This is a genomic window from Ferdinandcohnia sp. SAFN-114, assembly GCF_059415045.1.
In genome coordinates, this window is the sequence record NZ_JBPFDQ010000104.1 from 1 (window position 1) to 17,492 (window position 17,492).

At 39.5% G+C, this 17,492-nt stretch carries 16 protein-coding genes; 11 read left to right on the plus strand and 5 right to left on the minus strand.

Annotated features, from left to right (window positions below):
* The first annotated feature begins 190 nt into the window (after window positions 1–190).
* On the plus strand, window positions 191–976 hold the full coding sequence (locus tag ACR65M_RS23310; protein WP_341329877.1) for a DUF2705 family protein: 786 nt from the start codon (window positions 191–193) through the stop codon (window positions 974–976).
* A 29-nt stretch (window positions 977–1,005) separates the two neighbouring features.
* Here ACR65M_RS23310 and ACR65M_RS23315 read toward each other — a convergent pair whose 3' ends face one another.
* Window positions 1,006–2,172: an ROK family protein gene (locus ACR65M_RS23315; RefSeq protein WP_341329878.1), complete on the minus strand. Its 1,167-nt coding sequence runs from the start codon at window positions 2,170–2,172 to the stop codon at window positions 1,006–1,008.
* Window positions 2,173–2,498: 326 nt separating this feature from the next.
* Here ACR65M_RS23315 and tkt point away from each other — a divergent pair, with 326 nt between their 5' ends.
* A complete protein-coding gene (tkt, locus tag ACR65M_RS23320) occupies window positions 2,499–4,508 on the plus strand; it encodes a transketolase (RefSeq protein WP_440274535.1) in 2,010 nt (669 codons plus the stop codon).
* A gap of 91 nt (window positions 4,509–4,599) precedes the next feature.
* The gene (gene fsa / locus ACR65M_RS23325) at window positions 4,600–5,265 is read left to right on the plus strand and encodes a fructose-6-phosphate aldolase (RefSeq protein ID WP_121446803.1); all 666 of its coding nucleotides are present in this window, start codon (window positions 4,600–4,602) and stop codon (window positions 5,263–5,265) included.
* Between the two features lie 773 nt (window positions 5,266–6,038).
* Here fsa and ACR65M_RS23330 read toward each other — a convergent pair.
* The 3 genes from ACR65M_RS23330 to ACR65M_RS23340 form a co-directional block, all read right to left on the minus strand.
* Window positions 6,039–6,944 carry a nuclease-related domain-containing protein gene (locus tag ACR65M_RS23330; protein ID WP_341329880.1) on the minus strand — a complete coding sequence of 302 codons (906 nt, stop codon included), beginning with the start codon at window positions 6,942–6,944 and terminating at the stop codon, window positions 6,039–6,041.
* Window positions 6,945–7,088: 144 nt separating this feature from the next.
* Window positions 7,089–8,195, minus strand: coding sequence for a PAS domain-containing sensor histidine kinase (locus ACR65M_RS23335; RefSeq protein ID WP_341329881.1), 1,107 nt, complete (start codon window positions 8,193–8,195; stop codon window positions 7,089–7,091).
* Window positions 8,188–8,841: a response regulator gene (locus ACR65M_RS23340; protein ID WP_341329882.1), complete on the minus strand. Its 654-nt coding sequence runs from the start codon at window positions 8,839–8,841 to the stop codon at window positions 8,188–8,190. The genes ACR65M_RS23335 and ACR65M_RS23340 overlap by 8 nt, the downstream gene beginning before the upstream one ends.
* Window positions 8,842–9,051: 210 nt before the next feature.
* On the opposite strand from ACR65M_RS23340, the gene ACR65M_RS23345 reads away from it, so the two are divergent.
* From ACR65M_RS23345 to ACR65M_RS23375, 7 genes are all read left to right on the plus strand, one after another.
* Complete coding sequence (locus tag ACR65M_RS23345) at window positions 9,052–10,137, plus strand: hypothetical protein (protein ID WP_341329883.1); 1,086 nt, start codon at window positions 9,052–9,054, stop codon at window positions 10,135–10,137.
* Window positions 10,124–12,292, plus strand: a complete 2,169-nt coding sequence (locus tag ACR65M_RS23350; protein WP_341329884.1) for a molybdopterin oxidoreductase family protein — start codon at window positions 10,124–10,126, stop codon at window positions 12,290–12,292. Before ACR65M_RS23345 ends, ACR65M_RS23350 begins: the two co-directional genes overlap by 14 nt.
* Complete coding sequence (locus ACR65M_RS23355; RefSeq protein ID WP_121446797.1) at window positions 12,293–12,850, plus strand: 4Fe-4S dicluster domain-containing protein; 558 nt, start codon at window positions 12,293–12,295, stop codon at window positions 12,848–12,850.
* Window positions 12,851–12,892: 42 nt separating this feature from the next.
* Window positions 12,893–13,420, plus strand: coding sequence for a Rieske (2Fe-2S) protein (locus ACR65M_RS23360; RefSeq protein ID WP_341329885.1), 528 nt, complete (start codon window positions 12,893–12,895; stop codon window positions 13,418–13,420).
* Between the two features lie 180 nt (window positions 13,421–13,600).
* Window positions 13,601–13,912, plus strand: coding sequence for a hypothetical protein (locus ACR65M_RS23365; RefSeq protein WP_121446794.1), 312 nt, complete (start codon window positions 13,601–13,603; stop codon window positions 13,910–13,912).
* Window positions 13,899–14,186, plus strand: a complete 288-nt coding sequence (locus tag ACR65M_RS23370; protein ID WP_341329886.1) for a hypothetical protein — start codon at window positions 13,899–13,901, stop codon at window positions 14,184–14,186. The genes ACR65M_RS23365 and ACR65M_RS23370 overlap by 14 nt, the downstream gene beginning before the upstream one ends.
* Window positions 14,179–15,684 (plus strand): nitrate/nitrite transporter, encoded by a 1,506-nt coding sequence (locus tag ACR65M_RS23375; RefSeq protein WP_440274536.1) that lies wholly within the window; start codon window positions 14,179–14,181, stop codon window positions 15,682–15,684. Before ACR65M_RS23370 ends, ACR65M_RS23375 begins: the two co-directional genes overlap by 8 nt.
* Before the next feature lie 196 nt (window positions 15,685–15,880).
* On the opposite strand, the gene ACR65M_RS23380 is transcribed toward ACR65M_RS23375, so the two are convergent.
* Window positions 15,881–16,312, minus strand: a complete 432-nt coding sequence (locus ACR65M_RS23380) for a GAF domain-containing protein (RefSeq protein WP_341329888.1) — start codon at window positions 16,310–16,312, stop codon at window positions 15,881–15,883.
* A gap of 314 nt (window positions 16,313–16,626) precedes the next feature.
* Here ACR65M_RS23380 and ACR65M_RS23385 point away from each other — a divergent pair, with 314 nt between their 5' ends.
* On the plus strand, window positions 16,627–17,358 hold the full coding sequence (locus ACR65M_RS23385) for a Crp/Fnr family transcriptional regulator (RefSeq protein WP_341329889.1): 732 nt from the start codon (window positions 16,627–16,629) through the stop codon (window positions 17,356–17,358).
* Window positions 17,359–17,492: the final 134 nt, after the last annotated feature.

The window sequence follows — 17,492 nt, forward strand, 5'->3', positions numbered from 1 at the left end:
AAATTAATGAAAAAGTGTTAAATTTAATATGGATAGGTGTTTTATATATGTCTCATTTGGCTAGGTCAGTTCAATATGAGGGAGCTTTTTTATTAGTTGGATTAGGGATTGTGGTTGTTGCAATTATCGCGAGCTATATCTACTATACGAAAAAAGATATCCATTCTGTATAAGAAAGGGGGGACTTTGCATGAATGTATTTTTAAGAGAAATGAAGGCATACCGTAAGTCTCTCATCATTTGGAGCATTGGACTTGTCCTTTTAATATTCATGGGAAACACTGAATACTCAAGCCTTTCTTCATCTGGGCAATCCTTGAATGAACTTGTTGAGTCGATGCCAAAAGCTCTTCAAGCATTAATGGGGACGGGTACGTTAGATTTATCGACCCCGATAGGGTATTTCGCGGTTCTGTATTTATATTTGCTTTTGATGGCGACAATACATGCCTCGATGATGGGGGCTTCAATCATTGCAAAGGAAGAGCGGGATAAGACCTTTGAATTTTTATTTGTAAAACCTATTACACGTACGAAGGTAATTACCATGAAGCTAGTAGCAGCTTTTATAAATCTTGTCGTTTTTAACGCTGTTACAACCATTGCAACGATTTTGATTTTTGAAATGGATCATGGGATTGAGGATCTACTTAAGTTAATGGGCGGAATGTTTATTTTACAAATCCTATTTTTAGTGCTTGGTTCTGCACTTGCAGCAACTATCCGGAAGCCGAAACGAGCAGCACCCATTGCTACAGGAATCCTGCTACTAACATTTATTTTATCGATTGTCATTGATTTAAGTGAAAAACTTGAAGTCCTTAAATATGTTGTTCCATTCAAATATTTTACAGCGGAAAATATGCTAACTGGGGATGGGTTTGAGGCTGTTTTCGTCATGATCTCCGTTTGTTTGACCGTCATTTTAACAGCACTAACCTATGTTTTTTATAAAAAAAGAGATCTGAACGTGTAATAAGGAGCAGACTACTGCTCCTTAGAAGGTTATTCATTTTTATAATTTAAATTTAAAATGGGTACGCGTAAAAAGCGTTTGATTGCAAAGGCACATGCACCCATTCGAACGGTTCTTTTGCCTAAAGTTGAAACCGATAATTCACGATAGTGACTGATAGAAGAGGATAAATTCTCTTCTATTTTTTTTATAGAATCAGGGTAAAGACGTAAGATTTCTCCATCAAGTATAATTGTATCGGGATTATACATGTTGATCATATTATTTAATCCAATGGATAGGTAGTAAATAAAGTGTTCGAGACGCTCAAGGATCTCCTTGTCATTTTCCTCAATTAGCTCTTTCAAGTCATCATATGTAAAAGAGGAAAGACCTTTTTCCACTCTTATATTTTCTAAAAAGACGGACTCTGAAGCATATTGTTCCCAGCACCCTTCATTACCACAAGAACATGAGCGTCCGTGTGGAACGACGATCATATGACCGATTTCACCTGCAAACCCGTCATTTCCGCGAAAGAAATGATTGTCCATAATGATCCCAAGCCCGATTCCAGAATAAATCGTGGTGCATAATAGGCTGTTTGTTTCATGGTGAAGAAATACCCTTTCAGCAAAAGCGGACATATTTGCATTGTTTTCGATATGTATCTCGAGCTCGCATGCTTTTTCAAGGTCTTCCTTCAAATTAACAGAACGCCACAAGAATCGAGGCACAAAATGAATCTTTTCATCTTTTCCAACAAGTCCGTGAATTGCAATTACGACACCGATAATACCATAACGATTATCACTGTATTCCTCATCAAGTAAATTGATTTGTTCAATTAATATCTGAAGAATGTCCTCATAGGCTCGGTTTTTACATTCGATCGTCTTTTCGAAAACAAGCCTCCCAAGCAAGTCCGATATTGTGAATGAGATATGGTTGTAGTCCACATCTATTCCCAGCGCATATCCGGCCCTAGCGTTTAATGAAAGCATAATTGGCTTTCGCCCAACATTATTATGCTCTAGCTGAGTTTCAATGATTAAGTCTTCATCTAATAAATCAGCAACCTGTGCAGAAACGGTGGCCCTTGTAAGTGCTGTTGCTTTGGAAATGTCAGCCCTTGAGATCATGCCTTCTTGAACTATTTTTTCTAAAATAAGCGAGCGATTTATTTTTTTTATATATGCTGCATCTCCAGTAATCATACAAATCCTCCATCTGGTAGTTGGTACAACAAAATTTTAAAAAGAAGATTTCATCATTAAGTTATACATAATGAATGGCAATATGTGAAGTTTTTTCTATGATGACGCTTTCAAAAAAACTAAATTTACATTTGACATAATTGTTTGTATTTAGATAATTGACGAATAAAGGCTAGGGTGGTACATTATAAATGGTTATAATTTGTTTAGTGAACGAATTAATTATACAACTTATTTTTAAGATTGAAAAGATTTGATTTTTTAGGTAGGGTATAAAAAGGAAACATAATAGTATTACTATTTTAATAGTTTAGGAGTGTGGTTACATGAAAACAGCTTTAAATAACAAAGAATTAGATTTGTTAGCAATTAATACGATTCGAACTCTATCAATTGATGGTGTAGAGAAAGCAAATTCTGGACACCCAGGAATGCCAATGGGTGCAGCTCCAATGGCTTACACTCTTTGGGCAAAAGAAATGAATCATAACCCTGCAAATCCAAACTGGTTCAACCGCGACCGCTTTGTATTATCAGCTGGACATGGTTCCATGCTTTTATATAGCTTACTACATTTATTCGGTTACGATGTAACTATGGATGATTTGAAAGCTTTCCGTCAATGGGGAAGTAGAACTCCAGGACATCCTGAGTTTGGTCATACTCCAGGTGTTGAAGCAACTACAGGTCCACTTGGCCAAGGTGTTGCAATGTCTGTTGGTATGGCAATGGCAGAAAGACATCTTGCTGAAACTTATAACAAAGACAATTATGAATTAGTTAACCACTTTACATATGCAATTTGTGGTGATGGAGACTTAATGGAAGGTGTTTCCGCAGAAGCAGCTTCACTAGCTGGTCACTTAAAATTAGGTCGTCTTATCGTGATGTACGATTCAAACGATATTTCATTAGATGGTGATTTAAACCTTTCTTTCTCTGAAAGTGTTGAAGATCGCTTTAAAGCATACGGCTGGCAAGTAATCCGCGTTGAAAATGGTAATGATACAGAAGAAATTCAAAAAGCATTACAAGAAGCAAAAGCTGATCTAAACCGTCCAACATTAATTGAAGTTAAAACAACAATCGGTTTCGGTTCCCCAAACAAAGGTGGAAAATCGGCTTCACACGGTGCTCCACTTGGTAAAGATGAAGTTACTTTAACAAAAGAATCATACGGCTGGACTTATGAAGAGCCATTCTTCGTACCAGAAGAAGTGAAAGAACACTACAGCCAATTCGTAGAAGCTGGCAAGCAAAAAGAAAGTGTTTGGAATGAATTATTTGCAGAATATAAAAAAGAATACCCTGAATTAGCAAATCAATTTGAAATGGCATTAAATGGCGAGCTGCCTGAGAACTGGGAAGCTTCATTACCAAGCTTTGAAGCTGGATCTTCAGTTGCAACTCGTGATGCTTCAGGTAAAGCATTAAATGCTGCTGCTACTGCAATTCCACAATTAATCGGTGGTTCAGCAGACTTAGCAGGATCAAACAAAACCCTTATCACTTCTGAAAAGAACTATGCAATCGACAGCTTTGCTGCTCGTAACATCTGGTTTGGTGTTAGAGAATTTGCAATGGGTGCGGCTATCAACGGTATGGCACTTCACGGTGGCGTAAAAGTATTCGGAGCAACTTTCTTCGTATTCTCTGATTACCTACGTCCAGCAATCCGTCTAGCAGCTTTAATGAAGCTACCTGTAACATATGTATTTACACATGATTCAATTGCAGTTGGTGAAGACGGCCCAACTCATGAGCCTGTTGAGCAATTAGCTGCATTACGTGCAATGCCAGGTCTTTCTATTCTACGTCCAGCTGACGCAAAAGAAACAGCTGCAGCATGGCGCTTAGCAGTTGAAAGTACTGACACACCAACAGCACTTGTATTAACTCGTCAAGGTTTACCTACTTTAGAGCTTGATCAAGAAGTTGTATATGAAGGTGTTAAAAAAGGTGCTTACGTTGTTTCTGAAGCAAAAGGAGAAGTTGCGGGTCTATTACTTGCAACAGGTTCTGAAGTTTCATTAGCAATTGAAGCTCAAAAAGAGCTTGAAAAAGAGGGCATTTTTGTATCAGTAGTAAGTATGCCAAGCTGGGATCGCTTCGAAAAGCAATCTGCAGAATACAAAGAATCAGTTCTTCCAAAAGCTGTTAAGGCTCGTCTTGGAATCGAAATGGCTTCTCCACTAGGATGGAAAGAATTCGTTGGCGACCAAGGTAAAGTTCTTGCAGTTAACACATTTGGAGCATCTGCACCAGCTGGTAAACTTCTACAAGAATACGGCTTTACTGTAGAGAATGTAGTAAAGAACTTTAAAGAAGTACTGTAATTTTTTACTAACTCATTTGACCCACCAATAAGTATAGGTGAGTCAAATGTTTCTAACAATATGGAAGATAAGATACTGGAGGGAAAAAGAAATGAAATTTTTTATCGATACAGCTAATCTAGATGACATTAAAAAAGCGTATAAAATGGGTGTACTATCTGGTGTTACAACGAACCCATCACTTGTTGTAAAAGAAGGCGTTAAATTCGAAGACCGCATTGCTGAAATCCTTCAAGCTGTGCCAGAAGTTGAAAGTGTATCTGCTGAAGTATCTCCAGATGCTGAAACTGCTGAACAAATGATCGCAGAAGCTGAAGAGCTTATCAAAATCAACGGTGGCGACAAAAACATCACTATCAAAGTTCCAATGACAGTGGCTGGATTAGAAGCAACTCGTTACCTTTCTCAAAAAGGTGTTAAAACGAACGTTACATTAATTTTCACGATGAACCAAGCTCTATTAGCAGCTCGTGCTGGTGCAACTTATGTATCTCCATTCTTAGGTCGTCTTGACGACATCTCTGAAGATGGCGTACAGCTTGTAGCAAAAATTGCAGAGCTATTCCGTGTTCACAACCTAGACTCTCAAATCATCGCTGCATCTGTAAGACACCCAGACCACGTTACTCGTGTAGCTCTAGCTGGTGCGCACATTGCAACGATTCCATACTCTGTAATTGAGCAACTTACTAAGCACCCACTTACAGACCAAGGCTTAGAAAAATTCGCAGCTGACTGGGTAAAAGCAGTAAAATAATTGTTTTTATATAGGGAACCCCGATTCGCTTTAAGAGTGGATTGGGGTTTTTTGGTTTGGGGATAATTAGTTAGAAGGGGGCAAGATCAAGTAGGGCTTTTTAGATTGGAGTGTTGCAGTAGCGGATATGGTCGAAGCTCGATCAGTATTTTTGTTGTTGAAGTCCCAGGCGGAGCTAGAGCACGCTCATAAAGTCCTTCATAGAGCAGATGAAGTCCCGCACGAAGCCAGAGCAGCCACGTAAAGTCCTTCATAGAGTGGATGAAGTCCCGTGCAGAGCTAGAGCAGCGGCGTAAAGTCCTTCATAGAGTGGATGAAGTCCCGTGCAGAGCTAGAGCAGCCGCGTAAAGTCCTTCATAGAGCGGATGAAGTCCCGCGCAGAGCTAGAGCAGCCACGTAAAGTCCTTCATAGAGCGGATGAAGTCCCGCGCAGAGCTAGAGTAGCCGCGTAAAGTCCTTCATAGAGTGGATGAAGTCCCGCGCAGAGCTAGAGTAGCCGCGTAAAGTCCTTCATAGAGTGGATGAGGTCCCGTGCAGAGCTAGAGCAGCGGCGTAAAGTCCTTCATAGAGTGGATGAAGTCCCGCGCAGAGCTAGAGCAGCCGCGTAAAGTCCTTCATAGAGTGGATGAGGTCCCGCGCAGAGCTAGAGCAGCCACGTAAAGTCCTTCATAGAGTGGATGAAGTCCCGTACGCAGCTTAAGCCCGCACGTAAAGTCCTTCATACAATTGGACGAAGGACTAATTAAGCACCCAACTTATTAGAAACGATTTTTTTATTCAAAATATGCCCACTGGTGAACGCCTACTAGTTTATAATTTTTCTTTAAAATTTGCCGAATCCACTTCTTTGTAGGAACTACCTGACACCAATCATAAACAAGATTGGTCGTTATTTTTTCCTCGGGGAACAGTATCTGATACTCTTTAACAGATCTTAATACAGCGTTTGTCACCGATTCTTTATGCTCGCACTCTTTACATTTGCATTTTTTACCTTCAACCACAACAGAAAATGAATCACATTTCTCACAAGTAATCCCTTTTTGAAGCTGCTCGTAATGGTAACTTGGAATCTTAGTAAATGGGGATTTGGTGATATGCAAAGACATTAATAAATCTGCTATTTTTTTCTGTTTTTCATTTATTTTTACAGGGTTTGTGTCCAATGTTTTCATGTGGTTCTTGATTTGAGTTGGAAAGATTACCGGTAAATTTAGGGGTGCTTGATAGAGAGTGAATGATGGATTGATAAAAATAACTGAAGCTTCAATAGGGAGGTGACATCCATGGCTGCGAAGTAACTGATTTAATAGAGTTTCGCTTCTACTTAATTGAAGTAGGGGGTTGCTCACTTCTTGTTTAGGTTTCTTGAATAATTTATTCGACTCATAATAGTAGTCGCCTTCATAATTTTTAACCTCATAAAAGTGAATTTTTCCATTGATCAGGTTAAGGTTGTCTATTTGGAAGATTGTGTTATTCACTTCCAATAACAAATCATTTAATAGTAGGCATTCGCTGTGAAGTTGTTCCGTCAAGATATCGAAGAGTAATTCTCCATCGTATCCTTTTTTTAGATTTGAAAAGTACTGCATATCCTTGCTAGATAATTCACTTCGCTTGTCTAATAACTCTAGTAGAATTAGTTCATCTGGTTTTGTTCGGTGTTTTAAAATCATAGCATACATCCTTTCTAGTAATTATCTTTATTATATTTGAAAATTTAGTAGATTTAAAGCCAGACTTAAGGGCTGATGGTCTCAAAATGAAAAAATGCCCGCCCCACAACAACTGGGGCAAGCATCACTCAACACTTCAAACATCTACTTCGGTACCACTAACACTAACGAAGTACCTTTATCAACCTCAGATTTCAAGGTAATGCTACCACTGACCCCTCGAGCACGTTCTTCCATGCTGAAGAGGCCCACACCGTTTCCTTTTTCATCAACTGTAAAGCCCTGGCCTTTGTCGATTACTTCTACGGTAACGTCCGATTCGCCTTCTTGAATCTTAACAACGGCTTCTGCTACATTGGCATATTTGGCGATATTGGTTAGCGCCTCTTGAACAACGCGATAAATGGTTGTTTCCTTATGAATATCAAGGCGTGTCTTTAATGTACATTCGAACTCCACGTCAATTCCGTAATGTTGGGAGTAGTGTTCAATATATTTTCGAAGTGCTGGAACGACACCGAGATCATCCAACACTGAAGGGCGAAGCTCCCAGGCAAGACTGCGGATGTCCTCCATCATAAAGGAAACATCCTGACGCAAACGGCCGAGGCGTTCATCTGGCTTTTCACTAAGCAATTGATCGAGTTGAATCAATAATGAAAACATACTCTGACCAATGCCATCATGAAGTTCGCGTGAAAAACGTTTGCGTTCTTCTTCTTGGATGCTAATGACTCGGGTCATCATGCTTTTTAGCTCTTCCTGTGTTTCTTTTAGTGCGGTAACCTCATGTCGTACGGCCAAATACTGATTGGGGCGTCCGTTTTCGGATAAAATGGGAACAATCGTTGTATCGACCCAATAAAATGATCCGTCCTTTGCTTTGTTCTTAATTTCACCTTTCCAGACATGGCCAGACCCAATCGTACGCCACATTTCTTTCCAGAATTCCTTGTCATGATGGCCGGAATTAATGATTCGGTGGTCCTGGCCCATTAACTCATCCCTCGAAAACTTTGAGATTTCGCAGAATTTATTATTGATATATTGAATTTTTCCTTGGCGATCTGTGATTGCAACAATCGAGGATTCATCTAATGCAAAGGTTAAATCGGCAAGATGACGTAATGACTTCTCAACATCTTCGCGAAAAGCAGGGTCTTCAATATGTTTTTCTAGATCGGCCAAAAGCTTCAAAGCATTTGGGCCGCCAATTTCAGATTGGTGTTTGAGTCGGTCAATTTTATTCAAAATGCAATAATCCTTTCTTCATTGCGTATTTCACAAGCTCTGGTCGAGATTTCAACCCGAGCTTCTCCATTAAATTGCTTTTATGTGATTCAACGGTTTTAACACTAATCACTAAACGCTCGGCAATTTCTTTATTTGAATAACCCTTTGCAATCCATTCGAGCACTTCTTTTTCCCGTTCTGAAAGCAATGCGAAGGTGTCAGCATTATCTCCCTTTTTGACGCGGTCCAAATATCCACTCATCAAAACCTTTGTTGCAGAGGGTGTTAAATAGGCATTCCCTGTGGAAACAGATTCAATTGCTCCCAACAGATCCTCGTGTGGAGCATTTTTTAAAATATAGCCTGATGCTCCAGATTGAATTGCCCTAAATAAGTATTCCTCATCATCGTGCATTGTTAAAATGAGGATGGCGATGTTTGGCATGAGTTCATGAAGCTCCTGTGTTGCTGTTAATCCATCTTTTCCATGAGGCATGCTTAAATCCATTAACACGACATCAGGGTTTAATTCTTTTGCTTTTTGAATTGCTTCGTCTCCTTCAGATGCTTCCCCAATTACTTCTATATTATTTTTCCCGTTTAATAGCATCATCAGTCCCGAACGGACAACGGCATGGTCGTCCACTATTAGTAATTTAACCATGATATTCCTCCCCCTAAAACGAATCCGACGTTTTCCATTCACAATAGTTCCATTATAGCACGTTCTGGCGGTTATTTTGAAAAATCAATCGTTCAAGGAATTGTTACAAATAAGGGGTTTTTCGTCCAAAGATAGGGGGGTTCCCTGATATGTTTTAAATCACACTTCTTCTACAATAGGTTTATGTTAATTGATTGAGGAGGAGTTCGTATGCAGGCAAAAGCTGCAGCAATCCAAAAAAAGCAAACACCAGCTTATAATAACGCGTTTGCATCAAAGTTTGCCAAGTCCATGTTTTTATCTGTGCTAGGGCTGGCGGTTTTATCATTTATTGGAACGAGAATGTTTACACATGTTGACTTAAATCTTTACGGCTATATGGTAGGAACCATTGTATTCATTGGGGGCTTCTTTTACCGCTTCATTGCTTGGGGAGAAAGACCGCCAACGAAAATCATTATTAAAAAAGGTATCAAACTTTTATTTCGAAAATCGACTCCAAAAACATCTGTGGAGCATTTAGCTACTTACAATTTCATTTGGAATAGGGGAATTTACCGATGGACCCAACATATTTTAATCGGTGGGGGTTGCATCCTTTCTTGTTTTGTTACATTTCCACTTGTCTTCGGTTGGATGTATTTTACGATGGACGAGAATGGCTTTTACAACATCATTGCGATGGGGATACAGGTCTTGACGGTACCAGCAGATGGTATCATCGCAAATCTATCTTATAATGCCTTAAATATCACCGCAGTAATGGTAATTGCAGGAGTTTGTATGGCATTGTACCGACGTATGAAAAATCTACAAGCAAGAGCTGAACAAAAATTCATGTATGACTTGCTGCCACTTTATATGCTGTTATTAGTCAGCGTTACCGGTTTACTTTTAACCTTTATGAATATTTTCTTACATGGTGCAGGTCAGCCAGTGATGTCACTCATCCACCAATGGTCAGTGATTATCACATTGATTTACCTGCCATTCGGAAAACTTGCACATATTCCATTCCGACCTATGAGTGTGTTTGCAAGAAACTATCGTGAGCATTATGCAGAAAAAGAAACGAAGAAATGTAAGGTTTGTGGTGAAGGTTTTGTATCAACTGAACAGTCACAAGATGTCATCAATGTACTTGATGTGAACGATATTCATTTTAAAACTAGAGAAGGCCATCATTTAGCAGAAATGTGTCTTCCATGTCGCAGAAAATACCGGATTGCACAATTTTCCGGCTTCCCAACCCACGAGGTTAAAGTCAAGGAGGCAAATCAGAATGCAAAGGGATAAGTTTTTTAAAGAAGTTAAAAATGTCAATCATCCGAACGAAAAATTAATAAAAACACATTGTAGCTATTGCGGAATGCAATGTGGAATGAATTTACGAGTCAATATAACCACCAACAAAATTGTAGGGGTTGAACCGCGCTATGATTGGCCAGTAACCGTTGGAAAAATGTGTCCGAAAGGGGTAACGGCATACCAGCAAACGAACCACAAAGACCGAATCTTAAAACCGCTTATCCGTGATGATGCTTCCTTAAAAGGAACAAAAGAAGGATTTCGGGAAGCAAGCTGGGATGAAGCCTATGATCTAATCGTAAAGAACTTCAAGAAGTTGCAAGCAGAACACGGCAAGGATTCATTATCCGTCTTCAGCGGAGTATCGATGACAAATGAAAAATGTTATTTAACAGGAAAGTTTGCTCGGGTTGCACTAGGGACTCGCTACATTGATTACAATGGACGTTTCTGTATGTCTAGTGCTGCCGGTGGATTCCTTCGCTCCTTTGGGGTTGACCGTGGATCGACATTACCATGGACGGATATCCATGAAACGGATTGTTTGTTTATAGCAGGAAGCAACACAGCAGAGTGTCATCCAACTTCCATGTTCCGTGTTTGGAATGTACAGGAACGAGGCGGCTACATCATTGTCGTGGATCCGCGCGAAACTCCGATAGCAAGAAGAGCAGATGTACACCTTGATCTAAAACCAGGTACGGATTTAGCTCTAGCAAACGGGATTTTACATTTACTAATTGAAAATGGCTACACAGATGAAGAATTTATTGCCAATCATACGAATGGCTTTGAAGAGACGAAGGAACTTGTGAAGGAATTCACACCAGAATACACAAGCGAGTTAACTGGAATCGCACCTGAAAAGATTATCCGCGCTGCTGAAATTTATGGTAAAGCACCGAATGCGGTTGTGATGTTTGCACGCGGTATTGAGCAACAACATAAAGGCGTTGATAATGTATCTGGATATACAAATATGGCTCTAATTACAGGAAAAATTGGCCGTCCAAAATCAGGCGTTGCCACTTTTACAGGTCAAGGAAATGGGCAAGGTGGAAGGGAACATGGTCAAAAATCAGACCTGCTACCAGGCTATCGCAAACTGACGAATCCAGAGCATGTTAAGGAAGTTTGCAGTGTTTGGGGGATTACTCCAGAAGAAATGCCAAAACCAGGTGTTTCTGCATATGAAATGTTTGAATTAATGGATCAAAAGACAATTCGTGGACTCTATCTCCTTTGCTCAAATCCAGCAGTATCAGCACCAAACTTAAACTTCGTCAGAAAGGCACTTAAATCACTAGACTTCATGGTATGTGCAGACTTTTACCTATCAGAGTCAGCAGAGTTTGCAGATGTCGTTCTTCCGTCTGTGACATGGTCTGAAGATGAAGGAACGGTTACAAATATAGAGGGTCGTATTATTAAGATCAATAAAGCACAAGAACCGATTGGTGAATCCAAGCCTGACTGGCAAATGCAGGTCGAACTTGCAGAGCGACTAGGTAGAGGGGAATATTTTTCACACTTAAAAACGGCTAGAGATGTAGCCGATGAATTCCGACTCGCGAGTAAAGGTGGGTATGCCGATTATTACGGTGCGACATGGGATAAAATCGAAAAGCAAGATGGCGTATTTTGGCCGTGCCGTGATGAGGAAGACAAGGGAACACCACATATGTTCCTTGATAAGAAATTCTATCACCCAGACGGAAAAGCGAAAATTTGTGCATTGCCATATCGTCCACCAGCAGAAGAACCGGATGAAAACTATCCACTTCGCTTAACAACAGGACGTGTCGTATACCACTACTTATCTGGAAACCAAACAAGACGAATTTCATTTCTGCATGATATGTGTCCAGAGCCATATGTAGAAGTTCATCCAGAATTGGCGGCAAAATATGATATTCAACATGAAGAACGTGTTCGCCTTTTTACAAGAAGGGGCGAAAGTATTTATAAAGTGAAAATCACGGAAGCGATCCGAAAAGATACAGTATTTGTTCCTTATCATTTTGGTCATGAGGAATCTATTAATCTATTGACAATAGCAGCGCTTGATCCGATGTCAAGAATGCCAGAGTTCAAGGCATGTGCTGCCCAGATTGAAAAATTAGTTGCAAAGAAGGTGCAGTAAATGCAAAAACGGCTTTACTTAGAACTTGAAAACTGTATCGGTTGCCGCTCTTGTCTTGCGGCGTGTACACAATGCGGTGGGCATGAACAACGAAACCGAAACTACGTATATGATGTGAATCCGCTCGTGAACAGACAGACCATGCCACTTATGTGCCTTCACTGTGTAAACCCAGCTTGTGCAAGAAGCTGTCCTGCACAGGCGATTCAAATTCATGAGTCAGGTGCTGTGTTATCTGCACTCGTGGAAAAATGCATTGGCTGTCAAAACTGCACGATTGCGTGCCCATATGGAATTCCGAAATTCGATGAAGAGCAAAACTTAATGTACAAATGTGACCTTTGTATCGATCGATCAAAGGATGGCATCCCACCAATGTGTGCGAGTGTTTGTCCGTCTAACACCATCCAGTGGTTAACTGATGAAGAGATCGAAAATAAGAAAAAGCACCATAATCTTGATAATGGAAAATGGGTTACAAGCATGCCTCTTGAAGGTGAAACGAACGTAAAGATAAGTTTACCTGGTATTTTACAAGGTATTGAGAAGTTATTTTAGAAATATGTTCAAAAAGGAAGCATCCGCTAAGGAGTGATGGGAATGCCGTCTGATAAAAATAATAAAATTCCTTTTAATGAGGATAATTACACGCATAATATTAACCGCAATAATGAAAGAAGCCTTGATCGCCGTGGCTTCATGAAGACTTTAGTAGGAGCAGCTGGAGTGTTTGCAATTTCATCCCTGCCATGGGGGGCTGTTGCTGCTAAGGAATTAATGGGACTTGGAGAAAAAGAATATTCCCATAAAAAAATTACCGATGTGAGTAAATTGGCTGTGGGTGATTCTATTGATTTTACTTTTCCAGGTGACCATGATGATGCCATTTTAATTAGGCTATCAGAAAACAAATATGTGGCGTATCAAAATGCATGTACTCATCTCCGTTGCCCTGTTTTTTGGGTGAAGGAGGAGGGACAAATGGTTTGTCCTTGCCACCATGGATTCTTTGATGTAGAAACGGGTGCACCAACTGCAGGTCCACCACGCCGTCCATTGCCAGAAATTCAAGTAAAGGTAGAAAATGGTGCAGTTTATGCGGTGAGGGTGAAACGATATGAAGCGTAGTTACCAAGGTGTACTCCTCCTTTCCGTCATCTTGTTATTGAATATTGTTTTTACACAAAAAATGGTGCATCAATTTTTTTATGAAAACTATGTAAATACGCTGATCTATTGTGGCTTAAACATTGTGTTATTTCCAGTCGCATGGGTTATATACAAAAAGTTAAAAAAGGCGTGACGTACATGAACAGTGAAACGTATCTTGATTTTTGTTTTATTAGAGAGGCAACCGGCAATTTTACAGAAGAAATTAATGAGCTCTTAACAAAGCTATTTAAGGGCATACGACTAAATTGGTACTTAGAGGAAAAGACGGAGGAAGGCATTGAAATTGTGATTGCCGAGGTTAAGGGAATGAGTAGATGGCAATCCGAGGATGAAACCATCGACTACATCGAAACACATGCGGACGATGCCTTTTGGTCCTACCTTCAAGGGTATAAAATGTTCATCTATCCTGCTAAGAGAGGGTGTGGCAGCTGTGGAGTTAACTGAAATTAGTAGCTTAGAATCTTTTATTTTGGGAAATGTGGAAGTTTCTATTTTGGATGAAGATGGGGATGATAAAGCCCCATTCGTAAAAAAAGAAATTATGAAAACAGAGCTTTGTCCGGATCGGACCCACCTTCGCATTTATTTTGACCGGTTGCAGTTCTTTGCTGTTCCTTTAACTGCAGAGGTAGCAATAAGTGATGAGATTTGGTCGGCTTTTGATGAGCAGGCTGGATTAACCTATGTCGTAAAAAAGGTGCGTGGTCATAATGGTTAGGAAAATTCAACTTCCCCTTCAAACATTAAACCTTGTTGTTGGTTTTATGGTCTGGGTGCTTATATCATCCCTCTTGCCATTTATGAAAGAGGATATCCATATTCCAGCAAATCAATTAGCATTGGTAACCGCAATACCCGTTGTACTTGGTTCCATTTTGCGAATTCCACTTGGATATTACGCTAATCAAATTGGTGCCCGAATCATCTTTTTACTAAGTTTTATTTTATTGTTATTCCCAGTTTACTATATTAGTATAGCTAACACAGTAACTGACCTATTGATTGGCGGGCTGTTTCTGGGAATTGGTGGAGCGGTTTTCTCAGTAGGGGTTACTTCATTGCCTAAATACTACCCAAAAGAGAAACACGGATTTGTGAACGGAATCTATGGTGCGGGGAATCTTGGAACTGCAATTTCAACCTTTGCAGCACCAGTGATTGCTACAAAAATCGGTTGGTCTTTAACCGTTCAATTATATTTAATCATTCTTGCCATTTTTATCGTAGCAAACTTTTTATTGGGAGATAAAAAGGAAGTAAAGGTCCAAACTCCATTAATGGAGCAAATTAGAGGAGTCTATAAGAACGAAAAACTATGGCTTCTAAGCTTATTCTATTTTATTACCTTTGGTTCTTTCGTTGCGTTTACAGTCTATTTACCAAACTTCTTAGTGGAGAATTTCGGTTTAGATAAGATTGATGCAGGAATCAGAACGGCAGGATTTATTGTTCTAGCAACCTTGATGCGACCAGTAGGTGGGTGGCTTGCGGACCGTTTCCATTCTCTAAAACTATTAATGTTTGTATTTGGATGCTATACGGTATCTGCCATGATCCTATCATTTGCTCCATCAATTGGTTGGTATACAATCGGATGCTTAACAATTGCTTTCTGCGCAGGAATGGGAAATGGGGTTATTTTTAAATTAGTACCAATGTATTTCCAAAAGCAAGCGGGAATTGTGAATGGTATTGTATCAGCAATCGGCGGATTAGGAGGATTTTTCCCACCTATTCTCCTTGGAATCCTCTACCATGTCAACGGACATTACGCAATCGGATTTATGGCCTTATCAGAGGTGGCATTAGCAAGCTTAATTCTTGTGGTGTGGATGTACTACAATGGAAGAATGGAACTTTCGAAACAGGTCATTGATCATACTGCTGAAGGAATCATGGTTACAGATTTACATGGGAAAATCATTTCTGTGAATCCAGCATTTACGACTATTACAGGTTTTACAGAGGAAGAAATTATTGGGAAGACACCGAATGTTCTTAAATCTGGTAAGCAGCCAAAAGAATTTTATGAGGACCTCTGGAAAAAAATCGAAACAGAAGGCTTCTGGCAAGGACAGATCTGGAACAAACGTAAGGACGGATCGAACTACTTACAATGGCTAACAATCAGTGCGATTAAAAATGATTCTGGAGATATCGTACAATACGCCGGTATGCTAAGTGACATGACCGGAAAACAAGTTAAACAAAGTTAAAAAATCGGGCCCAAAATGTGCCCGATTTTTATGCCCACAGGAAGTGAGTTTCTAGTTTTTGATCTTATTGCTAGGAAAATTGAGGCATACGCACGAGGCTATACAAAATTTTGGTGGTTTACAGTCAAATTCACCCTCACTAATTGAGGTAAGAATTTTTATAGAGGAAATAAAAAATGAATCCTATCAATGGGATTCATTTTTTTATTTCTGCAAATTCACTTGTTGTCTTTTTTAATAACTCTATTTGTTCGGTTGTGTATTTTACTTCAGAGCGTGAGCCGATTAGAAGAACCCCAGCGACCTTACCATTCACATGAACTGGGACTGCAACAGCTGAAACGAGGTTTTCTGCTAGCATGATTGGATATTGGAGTCGTGTTTTCTGACGGTTCGGTGTATCAATGTCTAGGACCATTGTTATACCAAAACGGACAACAGATCCGGATAATCCTTTGCCTGGGCGAATGACCATATTCTTGAAACGGTTATTGGTAAAACCGTAAGCATATTCCCAGCGGATTGTATGATTTTCTTGATCGACATTCGCATATGCAGAGAAATCACTTGAGGTATTTGTACACAAATCATGAAGTTTTTGTTCAAATTCCACTTGCATTGCTTCCATGAGTAATCTCTCCTCGATCCTGTTCGTGATTTCTTCTTTATATAAACGTAATTAGAATTTTACATCTTCCTATCTATTGTAAATCTTTTTTTCAAGATTGTATGTCAGGGAATTCCCTTAACTTTATGGTTATTAAGGATGAATTTTATATCCGTCATAGGGGAAGTTCCTAGAGAATGTGCTTGTCTAGGGGAAAGTCACGGGAAATTAAATAGGGGAATTCAGAGCAAAAGTTAAGGGGTTCCCCTGATACCGGTTTTTCACTATTGGCCGTATGATTATAGTATAAAGTCATGGCGGAGGGGGAACCAAAAATGGCAATGAGTCTACAGGAACTAAGTAGCGAGATTCCTCATATAGAGTCAATTAATGAAAGCATTGATCAATTTTTATCTGAAGAAAATTTAAATAAATTACAAAGTATTATGCGCACAAGAAAAGTAGGAGCGGGAACTCACCTCTTTTGGGATGGTGAGGAAGCGAAAGAAATGTATTATATTAAGTCTGGTAGAGTGAAACTCCGTGTATCCTCAGAAGGAGGAAAAGACTTCTTACTATCAATCAAAGAAAAAGGAAGCCTAATTGGAGAATTTGGGGGCTTCGCTGAAAGCCTATACTATAATTATCGTGCAGATGTTGAAGAAACTGCTGAGATCGGCATCATCCACATTAATGATTTGAAAAAATTATTATATCAATTTGGGAATTTTGCAGTTGAATTTATGAGTTGGATTGGCTGGACACAGCGAATCATGCAAAATAAATTATATGATTTCCTGTTTTTTGACAAACAAGGGGCACTGGCATCTACATTAATTAAACTAACCACAACACATGGTGTTAAGTGTAAGGACGGGATCCTACTTGCAATCGAACTAACGAACAAAGATTTAGGTGATTTCATCGGCACAACTCGTGAAAGTGTTAACCGTATTTTAAACAGTTGGAAAAGAGAAGGAATTGTTGAAATGTACGACCATAAAGTGGTCATCAATCGAATCAATTGTTTATATGATATTTGCGATTATTCGGGTGGAGTACATTAAATAGAAATAAGTGATTATTATTAGGCAAGGGACAGCGATATGAGCTGTCCCTTTTTCATTAGTCTTTTTAAACCACACGCTCTGCGTGTGTGCAAACGAAACTTATAGAGTCGTACCAGAAGACAAAAAAAATC

Bases quoted from the DNA above. Each gene is read 5' to 3' on its own strand.
- ACR65M_RS23310 (WP_341329877.1), top strand. From the start codon at position 191: ATGAATGTATTTTTAAGAGAAATGAAGGCATACCGTAAGTCTCTCATC.
- ACR65M_RS23315 (WP_341329878.1), bottom strand. From the start codon at position 2,172: ATGATTACTGGAGATGCAGCATATATAAAAAAAATAAATCGCTCGCTT.
- tkt (WP_440274535.1), top strand. From the start codon at position 2,499: ATGAAAACAGCTTTAAATAACAAAGAATTAGATTTGTTAGCAATTAAT.
- fsa (WP_121446803.1), top strand. From the start codon at position 4,600: ATGAAATTTTTTATCGATACAGCTAATCTAGATGACATTAAAAAAGCG.
- ACR65M_RS23330 (WP_341329880.1), bottom strand. From the start codon at position 6,944: ATGATTTTAAAACACCGAACAAAACCAGATGAACTAATTCTACTAGAG.
- ACR65M_RS23340 (WP_341329882.1), bottom strand. From the start codon at position 8,841: ATGGTTAAATTACTAATAGTGGACGACCATGCCGTTGTCCGTTCGGGA.
- ACR65M_RS23345 (WP_341329883.1), top strand. From the start codon at position 9,052: ATGCAGGCAAAAGCTGCAGCAATCCAAAAAAAGCAAACACCAGCTTAT.
- ACR65M_RS23350 (WP_341329884.1), top strand. From the start codon at position 10,124: ATGCAAAGGGATAAGTTTTTTAAAGAAGTTAAAAATGTCAATCATCCG.
- ACR65M_RS23355 (WP_121446797.1), top strand. From the start codon at position 12,293: ATGCAAAAACGGCTTTACTTAGAACTTGAAAACTGTATCGGTTGCCGC.
- ACR65M_RS23360 (WP_341329885.1), top strand. From the start codon at position 12,893: ATGCCGTCTGATAAAAATAATAAAATTCCTTTTAATGAGGATAATTAC.
- ACR65M_RS23365 (WP_121446794.1), top strand. From the start codon at position 13,601: ATGAACAGTGAAACGTATCTTGATTTTTGTTTTATTAGAGAGGCAACC.
- ACR65M_RS23375 (WP_440274536.1), top strand. From the start codon at position 14,179: ATGGTTAGGAAAATTCAACTTCCCCTTCAAACATTAAACCTTGTTGTT.
- ACR65M_RS23380 (WP_341329888.1), bottom strand. From the start codon at position 16,312: ATGGAAGCAATGCAAGTGGAATTTGAACAAAAACTTCATGATTTGTGT.
- ACR65M_RS23385 (WP_341329889.1), top strand. From the start codon at position 16,627: ATGGCAATGAGTCTACAGGAACTAAGTAGCGAGATTCCTCATATAGAG.